Consider the following 17,612-nt stretch of genomic DNA (forward strand, 5'->3'; position numbering starts at 1 on the left):
TTGTTAGTTGATTTTTACCTGTATTTCAAAGGATAACGTTAATGCCAATTCTTCCAAATAGGCTTTAAAAGCATCTTCTGAAGTGAATTTAGGATTTGAAAGTTCCCAGCCAGCAATAGCATAATACGTAACGGGCATTCCGTTTTCAATCTTCATTTGAGCTAAAAAAGAATTGGAAAAATCACCTTCTTTTGGTGCTTCTTTTATCCCTAAAAAGTCTTTCTTTGGCACAATAAGGGCCATACCCAACCACCAAACTTTATCATAGGTTTGCTTATCGTGCGTGTACAGTACGGTATACTTATCGCCTACATTTAATTGCTGTACGTTCTTATCTGTATTAATATTTACCAAACCAATGGCTAATGTTTCATCTCCCCTTAGATTATTAAAAAGCACTTGATTCTTATAGCCATACATTCCTGGCCAAATAGAAGTTTTCTCATAAACAGTATAAGGCCAACCAGCCGCCTGCCAATTTAGATAACTTAGTTGCAGGGAAGAATACACCGGACCTTCGTCTAAAATTTTAAGGGATGTTTTCTCAACATTATTTAGGGTATCTGTAACGGTAATGCCCAAACGTAACAAAGAATCTTTGACCATAAGGCCATAACCGCCCAACCCAACAGAATTACCTACAGCCAAAATATCTCTTCCCCAAGGCTCCATTACATGGTAATTATCTACTACTGATCCAAGACTATCTAAACCAACCGTTTCTGGTGAAATGTCCTTTGTCTTTTTTCCGAATACATCTTTGGCATTTCGTCCATCAAAATAATGCCTAAAGCCTACCCGATCGTTCTCCCAAGTAGGACCATCTGTTTGGTAAGGTTGATACCCCAAGGACTTAGGAACTTCCTTTGCATTAAAACTATCGCTAGTCCTAGCGGAAACCGCTTCATTAGCGCTATCTCTTTTACCAAAACGCACACTAGTACGTTTCGGAAATTTTGGTTTTTCTTTTGTTTGCTTTAGGGTTACCTGTATTTCTTCTTTTGGCTTAAAATTGGCCAAGATAAAGTAGTGGTCATTTATGCCATCTGTATCAACATCTATCTCTTGATATGCCAAGGTATCTTTACCCAAAAGGAAAAGCGGATAATGACCCGCTTGTAATTCTAATTTTAGACTGTCTTTAGCTATTACAACTGGTTTATCTTCCATTTTAAAAGAGGAAGAATTTATAAAGGTAAACACCGTATCTGTTTCTTTATTAGTACAAGAAAAACCGATGATTAAAATAGAAGCAAGAAATAGTATACGAATTGTTCTCATATTAGTCTTTTATGGTTCTGTATATGCTAAAGTTACAGTCTTTTTGGTCTCATATTAATTTTGCCCTATTTCCATTAAGAGAATATCGCAAGCTGTAAATCTGCTTGAGTTAAATAAAACCCATTTACCATCTGGGCTAATAGATTGGTGCATATGCGCTTCGCTTGAAAACGGGCTAACGCTTGTTCTTCTATGCCCTTGGGTAAGAAGAACCTGTTCCTTTGGATCGTTGGTGTTTATTCTATACAGCTTACCATCAAAAGTGTCTCCTAAAATATACCTGCCGTCCGGGGTAGCATTGCAATGCCAAAAGCCACCACCAGTGGTTTGACCATGAAAAGTAGTTTTATCCGTTACGGTATTAATAGAAAAGATACCCGTTTTATTGGAGTTTAACCTATCTAGATGCCCCATAAGGTGAAACAATACTTGATTTGGCCCCATAAAAACCTCATGGGTTACCCAATCATCTACACGTTCTTGGTATAAAGCTTTATTGGTAACCTTACCATCTGGATGTACCGTTACGTGCCACATACGTTGGGGCGCGTCTCCTCTAGTTTCCCAGCAATACATAAAGGTGTTGGCTTTGTATGGGTTTCCTTGCAAATGACCTACCCAAAAAGGAACCTTCAATAATTGTGTGGTAACCCCTGTTTTAAATTCCAATTGATATATTCCATACAAATTGTTCGCTAGTTTAGAAGCAAAATAAATCTTGTTCTCCGCTGCATCTAACCCCATACCTGCAGGTTTTAAGGTATCTGGAATAGTAGCTATAACTTTTTCATAAGCTTCTGGGCGCTTAACAGAACTTAAAGAACTGTCTTCTAATAAGTGGTCCAAATCTATCCTTATTAGCTTATTCTCCCTGAACCGATATGCTTGATTGTATTTCCATGACAAATGAAAATCACGATGGGTATTACCCGTTGTAATTTGGGTAATCTTATGTGTTTTAGTAGATATGGCATAGTATTGCCTAGTCCTATTTTCTTTTGTAGCCGTTCTATTTGAAGTAAAAATGATGTAATTGCCATCTGCCGTCCATTGCGGATGGGTCTGGTACATTTTTGAATTGTGATGTTTGGAAGTAGTTAATGCGATTACCGTTTTTCCCGTTATTTTGTCTTTATAGGTAAAACTTTCCGATGCAAATGTTTGCCCAAAAATATCGTCTCCTGCCAAATCAAATGTTTGTGAAACATGATTTAACGTATCATAATTAACCCCATTAATAGTTTGTGCGGTTACCCCGGTAAAACACCATAACATGGTAAATATTGCTAATCTATTTATAGTATTTATCTTCATAATTAAAAAACAAGTGCAGTTGCCAAAGCTCCTGCACCTGCTTGAAAAAACTAACTTAATTTTTAATAACCAGGGTTTTGCTGTAAGTTAGGATTGGCCTCTATAGCTGCCCTAGGTATGGGATATAAGGTTCTAAAATCTTCGGAAACTTCTTTAAATTCCCAAGCATCTCCAAATTTTCCAAAACGTATTAAATCTCTTCTTCTAGACATTTCAAAGGCCAGTTCCCTACCTCTTTCGTCCAAAATATCATCCAAGGTAACTGCGGACAATAAAGTTGCGTTGCTACGTTCCCTTACTTGATTTACCAAAGGAAGTGCACCACCGGCATCTCCATTTCTTAGTAAAGCTTCTGCCTTTACCAATAGAATATCCGCATAACGCACAAAGGCAATATCATTACCTGCATTACCACCATTTGTATTAGGATCTAGGCCCCATTTTACCCACTTGATACCAGCATTCATTGGTTGTAAACGTATACCGGTTGCAGGTATTATTTCATAAGGAACAGGTCCTTCGGTAGACGTATCAGGATTATACAAAGTGGAATTATTGTCTGGAACAATGCGCTCTACCATTACCACTTCTCCATTTCTTGGATCTGTTAGCGGTCCATAACCTATAAACATAGATTTTCGGTCATCTTCGTCTTCGTACTTATTCATTACGGAAGGTCTGGTACCAAAACCATTTTGTGGTGTGTAAGGTAAACCAAATAGACCACCTTGTATACCGGGTAATACCTTTTGGACTAACGGATGGCCAATACCACCGGAAATATCTGGTGAGTAAACCGCACCAAAAATAAATTCGGCATTATTATCATTATTGTACACAAAATTGTCAAAGTAATTGGGTAATAAGCTATACGCACCAGAACTGATAACCGCATCTGCGTTTGTAATAGCTTTATCATACATGGCGTTACCCGTATAAACCTCTGCATTTAAATAAATAATTGAAAGTAATGCATTTACAGCTTCTTTTGTAAATCTACCATAGTAAGCATTCCCTGCTTCGCTCTTTGTTGGCAAATTCTCCAAGGCTGCCTCCATTTCTGTGGTTACAAACTGAAAAACTTCATCTCTGGTGTTCTGTGTTGGTAAATTTAAGGGATCTACCTTAGGATCTGTAAAAACAGGAACGTTCCCAAATAAATCCATCAAGAAAAAATAGGCATAAGCCCGTAACGTCCTTAATTCCGCAATGGGGCCATCTACCAAGCTGCCATCCAAACCTGAATTTTCTAAAGAACTGATTAAGGCATTGGTTTGCCCAACAGTTCTAAAATATGTGTTCCAAGCACCACCAATATAACCATGACTTGCATCCCACTCATGTTCCATTAATTGTGAGAAATTGGCACCGCCCCACCATCCTTGGATTTTTTCATGAACAACAACTTGGTCCGCAGACAATTCTAAGCATCTATATTCTACACCCATACCTGTGGTACTGGCAAAAAATCTATAAACACCAGAAAGTGAAGAAAGTATTTGTTGCTCATTGGCATAGAATGTTTCTGGCGTATAAATTGAATACGTTTCTTCTTCTAAAGAACAGCCTGCAAAAGGCAACATTACGCACAAGACCAGAAATCTTGCAATTGCTTTTTTAAATTTTATATCGTTTTTCATCATATTTTTTTTAGAAAGTTAAACTAGTTCCTATTTGGAAAGTTCTAGGTCTTGGGTACACCAAATAATCTATACCAACAGACCTTGTTCTAACTTCTGGATCAAAACCAGAATACCCTGTAATTACAAATAGGTTACTGCCCGAAACATAAACCCTCGCTTTTTTAAACACCTTGGAAGAATCTGTGTTAAAATTGTAACCTACCGTAACATTGTCTAATCGTAAAAAGCTAGCATCTTCTATCCATTGCGAGGAATATTGAGCAACTTGTTCCCTACTAGCCCCTGTATCAAATGCAGAACGCAACACATTAATTCCTGGAAATTGACTAGTGTAACTAAATTCTGCTCTGGTGTTATTGTACATATCATTGCCAATTGTACCCCTAAAGTTTACGTTGGCATCTAATCTTTTGTACCTAAACGTGTTATTAAAACCAAAAATTAAATCTGGGTTGGCATCGCCAATTGCTACCTCATCGGCTCCCTCTACTCCATCTTCGTCTAAATAGGTTTCCATGCCATCTGCATCATAACCGGTAAACTGCCAACCGTAGAACGTATTCAAGGGTAAACCCGGTTTAATTATTTTTGTAGAAGTTTGGTTGCCAACTACACCAGATCCACTTGAGGTTCTTATCTCATCTCTTTGGAAATTCTCATTAGACAAGGAAATTACTTCGTTTTTGTTAGAGGATAGGTTTAAATTGGTACTCCAAAACGCAGTACCGTTATCTATAATATCTGCGTTGATACTAAACTCTATACCCTTATTCTGTACCTCACCAACATTGGCCCATTGGGTGGTAACTACAGATGGGGCTGCGGTAGAAAAGGACAACAATAAGTCGTCTGTTTTTTTAATGTAATAATCTATGGAACCATAAACCCTATAATCAAACAAACCGTAGTCTAAACCAAAGTTAAGTTGACTTGTTTGTTCCCATTTTAAATCTGGGTTTTGAAAATTTGTAGGTAATACACTGGGAACCGCTTGCCCACCAAAAACGTAAATGGCAGAACCGGATATTGACAGTTGTTCTAAATATAGATTATTGGGTATTTCTTGATTACCTGTTACCCCGTATCCCAATCTAAACTTTAAATTATCTAGTTTGGAATTTTGCATAAAAGGCTCATCAATAATATTCCAGGCCAATGCCCCAGAAGGGAAAGTACCCCATTTATTATTGGCTCCAAACCTAGAAGAACCATCTCTTCTTAAGGTAAAGGTCATTAAATACCTATCTTTTAATTTATAGTTTAACCTTCCGTAGTAAGATGCCAACCTATTGGCGTCTTTAAATGAGGTATTTGCACGGATAGTACCAGATTGTATTAAGTTCCATTGGGTAGCATCTGACACAAAATTATTTGCAGAAGTAAAAGTGTTTTCTGTAACAAAACGTTGATAAGAATAACCGGCCAACAATGTAATCTGGTTATCTGGATTTATCTCTTTATCATACGTTAAGGTAGTTTCTGATAATACGTTGCTGTTGGTGTACTTGTTAATGGAACCAAAACCTCCCTGGCCTTCTCCGGCTGGATGTGTAGAGGGAATAAATGAATATCTATTTACCTTTTCATTGCTATAACCAAAACTGGTTTTTAAGGTTAGGCCATCTATTAATTCATATGAAGCATTCATATTCCCTAAGAATAACGTATTGGTGCTTTCATCCGTTACATCTCTCCAAGAAACGGGGTTTATACGCAATGCGCCTATTTGGTAAAAAGAACCATCGTCATTATAAACCGGTAGTGTTGGCGCCCACCGAATGGCATCTTTTAAAATATTACCACCTTCATCTGCTATATTGGAATTTAAAGCAGGACGTTGCTCATCAATATAAGAATAGGTCATATTTACCCCTAGCTTTAATTTATCGTTTAAAGCAGAGTGGTTAGCATTTAATCTTCCGGTATACTTTTTTAGTCTAGAACTTAACAAGACTCCTTCTTGATCATTTAAACCCAAAGAACCTGTTACGTTTGTGGTCTCTGAGCCTCCTGCAAAAGAAACGTTATGGTTGTGTGTTATGGCTGCTCTAAAGATTTCTTTTTGCCAATTGGTATTGGCCCCTAGGTCTGAGAAAGGTAAATCATTCTCTGTTGCCCTTTGCCTGTATTCTTCTGCAGATAATACCGGTAAATATTCTCGTACACTTGAAACCCCTGTATAGGCATCATAGGTTATAAAATTACCAAACTTGCCTTTGTTCTTGGTAGTAATAACTATAACACCATTTGCGCCTCTAGAGCCATATATAGCCGTTGCCGATGCATCTTTAAGAACATCTATACTTTCTATATCTGCAGGATTTATTAAACTAAGCGGATTTGTAGCTTCTTCTGATAAGGGGGAAGAACCAGAGGTTGCCACGGAAATATTATTATTGGCACTACCAAATTGTAAAGGCACACCATCTATTACATAAAGTGGATCGTTACCCGCAGAAATAGAACTTGTTCCCCTAATACGAACCGTAGAAGATGCCCCTGGCATACCGCTACTTTGCACAATATTTACCCCTGCAACCTTACCTTGCAGTAACTGTTCTGGTTGTACCGGTAAAGCATCGACAAAATCGTCAGATTTTACAGAAGCAATTGCTCCTGTTACGTCTTTTACCTTTTGTGTACCATAACCTACCACCACAATCTCATCTAGTAATTGTGAGTCTTCTTCCAAGACAACATTTACAGCGGTTTTTCCGTTGGCATTAACCTGTTGAGTTTTAAAACCAACATAGGAAAAGACAAGAATTGAAGCACTATTAGCTTGTAAGTTAATGCTATAATTACCATCAAAATCCGTGGTTACGCCATTTGCCGTCCCCTTTTGGATTATATTAACCCCGGGGATTGGCTCTCCGTTTGCATCTGATACCTTACCCGTTACTGCAGATTGTGCAATTAAGCACAAAGGAGAAAGCAGTAAAGCCAGAAAAACCGACCATGAACTTAGTTTAGCTTTAAATAATTTTTTCATTTGTTTGTTTTTAGTGTAATCGATTACAATTAATCAATCAAGACGAAACTAGAGATTTGATATTGGCCACCTATCCTGTACTATCCTGAGTAAATTCTTTATTTTATTGATTATACAATAATTTAAAGCCCCATTTACCTGATAATTTTCAATTTAATTGAATTTAAATTTGCTTCTGGAATAAAAACTTGTAGTTCCCCGTTTTCATAAAAATAATGAGCTGATTTATCATCATTTTTCATTTTATTCGATAAAGATTTTTTGTTGAGCACAACCTCTTTCGGTTCAGCTTCTAAATTGAATTTCAACCAATAATTTCGCTCATTTAAGTTATAATCACCAATAGGCTTTTCTATAAAAACTTCCCTTGTATCTCCTTGCCATTTGGTCATTTTAATATTAGCCAAAGCATATTCGTTCTTAGTTTGGTAGGCCAAGGACAGTCCATCATCGTCGTACAAGCTAAATTCACCTGCATCGTTTCCATAAAAATGTAACCAGATAGTTTTTACAGGTTCTTTGCCTATGTACTGTACTAAGTTTTGCTGTGGAATTATACCTCCAGACCTTACAAATAATGGTAAATGGTCCATAGGGGTTAGTACGCTTATTCGCTGTTTACCATCATATTCTTCTCCGCTCCAATAATCTATCCATTTACCTTCCGGCAAGTAAACTACTCGTGTTTGTGCGCCTTTAGTAGTAACTGGGCACACCATTAAATTAGGGCCAAACATATATTGGTCGGTTATACCATAGGTTTGTTCGTCATCTTGATAATCCAATACCAAAGCTCGCATTAAGGGCATTCCCGTCTTGTATTGCTGGTAAGCACTACTGTAAATGTAGGGTAGTAACTTATAACGCAATTCATCGTATTTTTTAAAATTTGCCAGCGCTTCTTCCCCGTAATTCCATGGTTCTTTGTAGTTAGGGTGCTCCATTCCAAATAAATGTGCTACGGGGCTTAGCATACCAAATTGTACCCAACGCATATAAAGCTCTACATCTGAAACATGCTCAAAACCGCCCATACAATGCCCCCAATAACCAACACCGGACAAACCTATATTTAAACCCGCCAGAATAACGGGCTCAAAGTATTGCCATTCACTGGGCCAATCTCCTGCAAAAATGTAAGGATAACGTTGAATACCTGCATAACCCTCTCGAGTAAGATTTAAACCTCTTGTTTTATTAAATTCTTGAAATTTTAAAAAAGGGGCTTTAGCGTAAGCCAAAGGAAATAAATTGTGCAGGGGTACTATTTCTTTACCCTGTGGTCCGGTTTTATCGCTTTCATTGGCCTTATGCCCAAATGCACTCCCCTCATCTGTTTTTAAAAACATAGCGCCCTGTTTGGCTACATTCATTACACCATTATTCCACCACCAATCTACAGCAGATTGCTCAAAGAAATTAACAAACTCCCCTTTACCATTGGGTTCTGGATACACATGATTCAACTCTCTGGCCTTATCCAATAAGCGCATGTTTTTTCCATTATCAAATCTTGGCCGTAGATGCACCCCCACCATGCTAAAATTTAGTGCATAAACGCTATCAAACATAGCTTGCGGATTTTTAAACGTATCTCTCCATTCAAAAGAAGTAGCCCCTTTACCTCCATTTTCACCAAAAATGCGCCAAGTACTATCTAAATGCAGCACATCTACCGGTATCTTGTTGGCTCTAAATTTTTTAGCCAATTGTATTACATAGGTGTCAGATGTTTCTGCCTCGTGCCCCCAAGTACCTCCACTATAGGTTCCTACATGCAGACCATGTGCAAATTTTGGTAATAATGGTGCCCTGCCCGTAATGGCGGTGTAACCACTTAAAATAGTTTTAAAAGATGGGCCAGCCATAAAATAATAATCTAACTTACCACCAGATGCGGTAACGGTAAATTTAGAGGTATCTGAATAACCCAAATCCCATTCCGTAGGGTAAGCCGTATTAAAAAATAATCCATACCCCTTTGTACTCATTACAAACGGAATTGGACTATAATTGGCTTCTAATATATTGTACGCCCCTACAATGTGTGGTAATCCTTGTCCCCTACCAACATTTAAATTGGTTTTAGTGCCCCTACGGTCTAGCACGTCCATGCGTTCTCCTAATCCAAAGAAATGTTCTTCTACCGCTAAAGTTTTAGAAAAACCAACATTATCCTCAGATTTAAATACACCATTGGCCAAATTACCTTCTCCCATAAGGCTATTTTTATCGGTATCTAAGAAACTAATCTGAAAAGGTATTTTGGTTATCCTTATAATTACATCATTGGTAACCAGCTCCATAAACGTATCGTTTTCTATAAGGGACGTTCGGATACTAGGCCATTTTTTATCTGGTACCATTAAAGGGTTACTTTCATTAAAATTGCCCTCCCATGCAGCGCTTATTCTAACCAAATTATCTTGTAGAATTTGAATTCTTACCTTACCCCTTGTGGTTGTAAATATATATTCAGATTCATTGGTTTTAAGATAATTCTGATAATCACCTAAATTTTCTTGCGCTAACACATTGCCAAAAACGAGTGCTAATTGCAGATATATTAGTAGTTTAATTTTTTTTAATACCATTTGTAAGTAGTTTTTAGTTTGTGGCCTTGTTAAAACTAAGATGTCTGTATTAGGTGTGCATCCTGTTGTATATGGTACTAGTTCTAACAGGATGCTGCAGGACGGTAGAATTTTAATGGAGGTCTATTTTTAGCTTTCCTTATAATTGATAAATCGTATTTATGGGTAATACCAAAATCATATTCATCCTTTCTTTTCTAACCCTATTCTGTTCCGCTACCAGGGCACAAAAGGTAACCAATCCTATCCCTACATATGACACCACTAAACCATGGACCCGATGGTGGTGGATGGGAAGCGCAGTGGATAAACCCAACATAACCCAGTCTCTTATCGACTTTAAAGAAAAAGGAATTGGAGGGGTAGAAATAGCTCCCATTTATGGCATTCAAGGAAAAGACAGTCTAGAAATTGATTACCTATCCCCAAAATGGGTACAACTCTTACAACATACTATTAATGTTGCAGATAGTTTGGGATTAGGTGTAGATTTTACCCTAGGGACTGGTTGGCCTTATGGAGGACCACAGGTAGAAAAGGAATATGCCGCCACCAAATTGCATATCGCAAAATACGAAATAGCAAAAAACACTAAGAATACTTATGAATTAAGTCCGGAATTATTAACGGACAAAAAGACTACCAAATTACTTGCGGTTATAGCCCATGGACAACAATCTAAAAAAACAATCCATTTAAAAGTAAATGAAAAACATCAAGTTCGTTTTAAGGCTAAAAAGGAACCTTATACCCTTTATGCCTTTTATGAAGCCAAAACCGGACAATTTGTGAAACGTGCAGCGCCCGGTGCTGCCGGGTATACACTAGACCATTATGCCAATGAAGCACTTTTGGATTACATAAAACCTTTTAATGCAGTTTTTGATACCATTACTTTAAAACCACGTGCAATTTTTAACGATAGTTATGAGGTATATGGTACTGATTATACTCCAAATTTTTTATCAGAATTTAAAAAGAGAAGAGGTTATGATTTAGCAGCCCAATTACTCTATTTAACAGATAGTACAAACAACGAAATAGCTAATAGAGTAAAAGCGGATTATAGAAGAACATTAGGAGACTTGTTATTGGAGGAATTTGATTTGCCTTGGACAAAATGGGCAAATAACCATAAGATGAAAACCAAATTACAAGCACATGGATCACCGGGTAACCTTCTAGATCTATATGCAGCCTCGGACATTCCTGAATGCGAAACTTTTGGTTCCATGCCTTATGAAATTCCTAATTTTAGAAGGCTGCCAGAAAATATTAGGGAAGGAGATGCAAACCCCATGATGCTCAAATTCTCTTCTTCAGCAGGACATATAGCCAATAAAAAACTCATTTCTTCAGAAACATTTACGTGGTTAAGAGACCACTTTAAAACCGCCTTGGCCCATTGTAAACCAGAAGTGGAAGACTTATTTTTAAATGGTATTAACCATGTTTTTTTACACGGTTCTACCTATTCTCCCATAGAGGCAGATTGGCCCGGCTATAAGTTTTATGCTTCTGTAAATTTTAATAGAAACAACACCATTTGGGAACACGCAGATGGTTTGTTTGGCTATATCCAGAATTGTCAGCGTTTGTTGCAACAAGGCTCCCCTGATAATGATGTATTAGTGTATTGGCCCATACATGATGTTTGGCATAAAAATTTAAACAATCAATTATTCTTTCAATTTAAAATACATTCTTTGGACGAATGGCTTTTAAACACCTCTTTTTACCAAACTGCCACCCAAATTGCAAAAGCAGGTTTTAGTATAGATTTTATATCGGACAGGTGGTTAAAAGATGTTAGGGCAGTTAATAAATTAGCACAATTACCTGGAGGAAACTATAAAGCTATTATTGTACCAGCTACAAAACATATGCCCCTAGAGACTTTAAAAAAGTTATTAGACTTAAAAGCTCAAGGAGTTCCGGTTATATTTTTGGGCAAACCAGAATCTGTGCCAGGATTTCATGAGTATAAGCAGCGAGAAATAGCCTTAGATAAACATATCAATGCCGCTAAACTAGCGGTGGTATCACAAGAAAGTATTGTCTCATCTTTAAAAAAACAGGGTATACAACCAGAAACCCTTACCCAAACAGGACTAAAATTTATACGAAGAAAATATAACAATCAGAAAATTTACTATTTGGTTAATCATACCAATAAATCTATGGATACCCTGGTGCCTTTTTCTAACAATTTGGAAAATACTGTTTTATATGATCCACAGTTAGACACTTATGGAAGTGTACAATCTAAAAATAACGAACTTCGTATTCAGTTAAATCCCGGTCAGTCAATTTTTGCAATTACCAATTACGACAAGAATGTACCTCAATGGATATATCAAACCGAAGAAATAAAACGTATTGAGCTTAAGAATTGGTCACTCGAGTTTACCAAAGGGGGGCCAACCTTACCATCTAGTAGAAAACTGGATTCCCTACAATCATGGACCGGTTTAGGCAAAGCAGCAACTCAATTTTCCGGAGTAGCCAAATATAGTACCACATTTGAATTGACCGGAAAAACAGCTAAAAATTATGTGCTAGACCTAGGGGATGTAAGGGAAAGTGCAAAGGTTTGGGTTAATAATGAATACGTAGGAACTGCTTGGCACGTACCATTTAACTTACCGGTAAACAATCTAAAACAAGGTACAAACATCATAACCATTGAAGTTGCCAATTTACCTGCCAATAGAATTAGGGCAAAGGCACTTAACGGCGAAAAATGGCAGATTTTTAAAGAAATAAATATGGTTAACAAGGATTACAAACCTTTAGAAACCGAAAAATGGAAGCCGGTACCTTCTGGACTTTTAGGTCCTGTTACTTTAATCGAATTAAAATAATAATAGCGATGAAAAAATATTTTCTTACGAGTTTACTTTTTGCACTTCCCTTTTTATTGTCGAGTCAAGCAATTGACAAAAAGGAAGTACTTGATCATATGATTTTAGCCAATGATTATTTTATGAAAAAGTGGCCAGATGTGGGCAAAACCATAATAACCAACAAAGAAAGGCCTAGTAATATTTGGACCAGAGGGGTTTATTATGAAGGATTAATGGCCCTTTACCAGATTTGGCCAAAAGAAGCATATTATAACTATGCCTTAGACTGGGCCAATTTTCATGAATGGGGTTTTAGATACGGAACCGCTAATAGAAACGCAGATGATTATTGCGCCGCACAGACCTATATAGATTTATACAACCTAGAGCCACAACCGCACAAACTTAGAAAAACGAAGGCAACGTTAAACATGTTATTAAATACCCCTCAGTTAGATGATTGGTCTTGGATTGATGCCATACAAATGGGTATGCCGGTATTTGCTAAAATGGGTGTTTTAGAAAACGATACCCATTACTTTGAAAAAATGTATCAAATGTATGCGTTTACCAGAAACCAACATGGAGATAATGGCCTTTATAATCCAGAAGATGCCCTTTGGTGGCGCGATAAAGATTTTGACCCGCCTTATACCGAGCCTAACGGAGAAGATTGTTATTGGAGCCGTGGTAATGGCTGGGTAATTGGTGCCCTAGCAAAAACACTTTCCATAATACCAACTAATGCACCACATAGGACAGAATACATAGAAGACCTTAAAGCCATGAGCAATGCTTTGGTACCCTTGCAACGTAAAGATGGTTTTTGGAACGTAAGTTTACACGACCCTAAAAATTATGGCGGAAAGGAATTAACAGGAACGGCGCTTTTTGTTTATGCCATGGCCTATGGCGTAAATAATGATATTTTAGACAAAGAAACCTTTTTACCTGTAATTGAAAAAGGCTGGAACGCCATGATAAAAGATGGTTTACAAGACAATGGATTCTTAGGGTATGTACAATCTACCGGTAAAGAGCCTAAAGACGGTCAGCCCTTATCTAAAAGCAAAATTCCAGATTTTGAAGATTACGGTCTTGGATGTTTTTTGTTAGCAGGTAGTGAGGTTTATAGACTTAAATAATTCAAATAAAAACCAATGACCAAACCATTATTATTACTTTTCTTTTGCCTGTCTATTAGTGTACAAGCACAAAAAACGCTTAAACTCTGGCCAAAAGGAGCTCCTAACGCTATACCAACAAAGAGTTATAAGGAAGAAACCCAATATGATGCACAAGGTATTATTAAGGGAGTAAGTAAAGTATCCGTGCCTGAAATTACTGTTTTTGAACCCGAAGAGCACCTAAAAAATGGAACATCTATACTTATTTTACCAGGTGGCGGGTATACCCACTTAGCTATTAACAAAGAAGGATTTAAGGTTGCTAAATGGTTAAATACCTTAGGTATAACTGCCATTGTATTAAAGTATAGAATGCCTGCAGATGTGGCTATGGACAACAAAACCATTGGACCACTGCAAGATGCCCAAGAAGCTATCCGTTACTTACGTGCAAATGCCACAAATTATAAAATTGATGCGCAAAAGATTGGTGTTTTAGGTTTTTCTGCTGGCGGACATCTCGCCTCAACCTTAAGCACTCAATTTGATAAGCAAATCTATACTAGTTCTTATAATGTAAGTGCTAAGCCAGATTTTAGCATATTAATCTACCCGGTAATTACCCTTAAAGACAACTTTACCCATAAGGGCTCAAAGAATGCTCTGCTAGGAGAAAATCCGACAGAAAGCGTAGTAGAAAATTTTTCGAGTGAACTACAAGTAACCAAAAATACGCCACCAACTTTGTTAGTACATGCAACCAATGACAAAGCTGTTCCGGTAGAGAATAGTATACACTATTACAATGCGCTTAGAAAAGCCAACGTACCAGCAGAATTATTAATTTATCAAGATGGCGGTCACGGTTTTGGCTTGGGGACTACAGGTACACATAATCAGTGGCCAAAAGCTTGCGAAAAATGGTTGCAACAAAATAATTTCTTACCCCAAAAAGAGGTTTATCTGTTTTCTTATTTTAAGGACAACGGGGAAGACGGGTTGCATTTGGCCTATAGTAAAGATGGTTTAGAATGGAAAAGTTTGCATAAAGACCAGTCTTTATTAAAACCAATTGTTGGTAAAGATAGTTTAATGCGAGACCCCTGCATTATAAAAGGTCCGGAAGGACTTTTTCATATGGTATGGACCGTAAGTTGGACCGACAAGGGTATTGGTTATGCTAGTAGTAGGGACCTAGTAAATTGGAGCCAGCAGCAATTTATTCCGGTAATGGAGAAATTTAAAGGTACTAGAAATACCTGGGCACCAGAAATTACTTATGATGAAAAAGAAAAACAATTTATACTTTACTGGGCATCTACAATACCAGGTAAATTTCCGGAAACCCAGTCTAAAATGGATAATGGATACAATCACAGAATGTATTATACCACCACAAAAGACTTTAAAACATTTAGTCCAACGCAATTATTTTATGAACCAGGTTTTAACGTAATAGATGCCACACTGCAAAAAACACCTAGCGGTTATGTTATGTTCTTAAAAGACGAAACCAGGGAACCACCACAAAAGAACCTGAGAATTGCATTTTCAGAAAATGCAACTGGGCCATACTCCAAAGCTAGCAAACCTATCACAGGAGATTACTGGGCAGAAGGGCCAAGTGCGATAAAAATCAAAGACACCTGGTATGTCTATTTTGATAAATATATAAATCATAAATATGGTGCGGTTAGTTCTAATGACCTAGAAAACTGGACAGACATTTCCGATCAGGCACGTTTTCCTGAAGGATTAAAACATGGCACCGTTTTTAGCGTTTCTGAAGATTTTTTCACCACTTTGAACTATCTTTTGCAAGACTAAGGCATTAATTTGATTAGCACGAAATTTAGGAAATAATGACTTAAAAGAGCCATTAGAATAGATAGGGGTGGGTAAAACCAAATAAGGGCACAAAAAAGGATAAGATACCCTAAAGTGTATGCCAAAAGAGCAAACATAAATCTAAAGGTGTCTATAAATTCTGGTTCAGGAGCTTTTGGCTTCACAACAAATTTCCACAATAGGTAAACCGGTAAATTTAAAGCTACCAGCAGTAGCTTCATAACCTTGTTTTTTTTGTTCCGTACAACTTGTTCAGGCGTACCAATAAACCCTTGCCGTATTCGTTTATTTACCAAAGCGGGCGAAAGGTAATCTACCTTTTCAGTATTTAAATGATTTAAAATTAACTCGTAACTGGCTTCTTCGGGCACATGTACCGTAAGGTTTTTAAGTGCGGTACTCACCTTGTCCTTTACTAATTCAATGTTAGATTTATCCTTTACATCTTCTAACGTAACAGCTATAGGCTCGCCATAGATTATTTTACAACTATCCCCAAACTCGGTAGCATTCTTGTAATTTTGACCTACGGGTTGTAGGTAAATATCCAGTTTTTTATTTACTTCAAATGCACTTTGTATGAGTCTGGTAAAGCCCTTGCTCAACGGTCTCACCCTACGTTTCAGATTGTGGTTTGCTTCTGGAAATAAAAGAATGGCTTCATTTTTATTGAGAAGTTGACCACAATAGTCAAAAATGGCTGCATTTTTAGCTAAAGCTGCTTTACCATCCCTAATTCTATAAATAGGTAACATCTGTAGAAATTGAAAAAACGCCTTGAGCATTTTTCCTTTAAAAACATCCGAACGGGTTAAATACCAAGGTTTTCTACTGCAGTGGGTAGCTATAATTAAAATATCTAACAATGCATTTTGGTGATTACTTAAAAAAAGAAGGGGCTTATCTTTAGGGATGTGTTGCAACCCCTCTACCGCTATCTGCTTGTAATAGGTATGTAAGCCAATTTTTATCCAATACTTAATTGCATAGTACAATACTTTATCCATTTAAAACTTTTTTTTTAGTCGTATCCATTTTACTCCAAACCGCACCTAAAATTAGACCAGAAACCAAATGCCAAATACCCCAAAAGGCGGCAATTAGTGCCATGCCTCCTAGGCCTTCAAAAAAAGTGAAAATCAAAAGCAATCCCAAACCAGAATTTTGTATTCCGGTTTCTATGGTAATGCTTTTGGTATCTTCCGTATTAAGCCCCATTAATTTGGATAATGAAAAACCGGTCAATAGGGCAATGCAATTATGCAACAATACCAACCAAAAAACATAAGGAACGTATTGTATAAATATGGATTTGTTCTTGCCTAGAGCAAGACCAATCAACACTATAAAAAACAACAATGAGGCTATTTTAAAAAACTTACCAAGCTTTTTAGCTAGAATAGGAAAATAGGTATTGCACAACATCCCTAAAATCAAGGGTACTGCCAATAATAAAGCTACCAGCTTTACCATTTGCCAAGGTTCAATGGCTACATTTTGCAAAATTAATTGAGTAGGCTTGTAAAGGCCACCCCAAAATTGAAGGTTCAACGGGGTAAAAAATATAGCCAATAACGTAGCAAAAGCGGTAAGTGAAACAGACAGGGCTGCATTGCCTTTAGCTAAGTGAGTTATAAAATTGGAAATATTGCCACCAGGACAAGCGGCTACCATAATCATACCTAATGCAACGCTGGGTATGGGTTGTAATATCCAAACCAACAAAAAGGTTAGTAAGGGTAATACCAAAAACTGGCTTAGCACACCCGTTAAAAGCAGTTTTGGATTTAAAAAAATCCGTTTAAAATCTGACGATTTTATTTCTAAGGCAACGCCAAACATAACAAAGGCTAGGGCAATGTTAAGTATCCATAGTGCTTGCTCATCAAAATTAACCTTAACGGTATCCAGAATTTCTTCCAAAAAAAATACAGTTTAACTTAGTCTTGGAAGATAGTATTTTTAAA

10 protein-coding genes are annotated in these 17,612 nt (G+C 37.2%); 3 read left to right on the forward strand and 7 right to left on the reverse strand.

Annotated features, from left to right (window positions below):
* Positions 1-3: 3 nt before the first annotated feature.
* From ACXAGS_RS10490 to ACXAGS_RS10510, 5 genes are all read right to left on the reverse strand, one after another.
* Positions 4-1,281 carry a DUF4861 domain-containing protein gene (locus tag ACXAGS_RS10490; RefSeq protein WP_474906601.1) on the reverse strand — a complete coding sequence of 426 codons (1,278 nt, stop codon included), beginning with the start codon at positions 1,279-1,281 and terminating at the stop codon, positions 4-6.
* Positions 1,282-1,335: 54 nt separating this feature from the next.
* Positions 1,336-2,595 (reverse strand): oligogalacturonate lyase family protein, encoded by a 1,260-nt coding sequence (locus ACXAGS_RS10495; protein WP_474906602.1) that lies wholly within the window; start codon positions 2,593-2,595, stop codon positions 1,336-1,338.
* Between the two features lie 62 nt (positions 2,596-2,657).
* Positions 2,658-4,235, reverse strand: a complete 1,578-nt coding sequence (locus ACXAGS_RS10500) for a RagB/SusD family nutrient uptake outer membrane protein (RefSeq protein WP_474906603.1) — start codon at positions 4,233-4,235, stop codon at positions 2,658-2,660.
* 10 nt (positions 4,236-4,245) lie between these two features.
* Entirely contained in the window at positions 4,246-7,230 is a 2,985-nt protein-coding gene (locus tag ACXAGS_RS10505; RefSeq protein ID WP_474906605.1) for a SusC/RagA family TonB-linked outer membrane protein, read from the reverse strand.
* Positions 7,231-7,364: 134 nt separating this feature from the next.
* Entirely contained in the window at positions 7,365-9,824 is a 2,460-nt protein-coding gene (locus tag ACXAGS_RS10510) for a glycoside hydrolase family 31 protein (protein ID WP_474906606.1), read from the reverse strand.
* Between the two features lie 161 nt (positions 9,825-9,985).
* Here ACXAGS_RS10510 and ACXAGS_RS10515 point away from each other — a divergent pair, with 161 nt between their 5' ends.
* Genes ACXAGS_RS10515 through ACXAGS_RS10525 form a run of 3 tightly spaced genes read left to right on the forward strand, consistent with a single transcriptional unit; the run spans position 9,986 to position 15,624 of the window.
* Positions 9,986-12,688 (forward strand): glycosyl hydrolase, encoded by a 2,703-nt coding sequence (locus ACXAGS_RS10515; RefSeq protein WP_474906607.1) that lies wholly within the window; start codon positions 9,986-9,988, stop codon positions 12,686-12,688.
* A gap of 8 nt (positions 12,689-12,696) precedes the next feature.
* Positions 12,697-13,815 carry a glycoside hydrolase family 88/105 protein gene (locus ACXAGS_RS10520; protein ID WP_474906608.1) on the forward strand — a complete coding sequence of 373 codons (1,119 nt, stop codon included), beginning with the start codon at positions 12,697-12,699 and terminating at the stop codon, positions 13,813-13,815.
* Between the two features lie 15 nt (positions 13,816-13,830).
* The gene (locus ACXAGS_RS10525) at positions 13,831-15,624 is read left to right on the forward strand and encodes a prolyl oligopeptidase family serine peptidase (protein ID WP_474906610.1); all 1,794 of its coding nucleotides are present in this window, start codon (positions 13,831-13,833) and stop codon (positions 15,622-15,624) included.
* On the opposite strand, the gene ACXAGS_RS10530 is transcribed toward ACXAGS_RS10525, so the two are convergent.
* Together ACXAGS_RS10530 and ACXAGS_RS10535 are read right to left on the reverse strand one after the other, a co-directional pair.
* Positions 15,621-16,652: a lysophospholipid acyltransferase family protein gene (locus tag ACXAGS_RS10530; RefSeq protein WP_474906612.1), complete on the reverse strand. Its 1,032-nt coding sequence runs from the start codon at positions 16,650-16,652 to the stop codon at positions 15,621-15,623. The genes ACXAGS_RS10525 and ACXAGS_RS10530 overlap by 4 nt on opposite strands.
* Positions 16,645-17,568: a bile acid:sodium symporter family protein gene (locus ACXAGS_RS10535; RefSeq protein WP_474906613.1), complete on the reverse strand. Its 924-nt coding sequence runs from the start codon at positions 17,566-17,568 to the stop codon at positions 16,645-16,647. Before ACXAGS_RS10535 ends, ACXAGS_RS10530 begins: the two co-directional genes overlap by 8 nt.
* Positions 17,569-17,612 lie beyond the last annotated feature (44 nt).

The sequence above is a fragment of the Croceivirga sp. ABH4_376 genome (assembly GCF_056160685.1).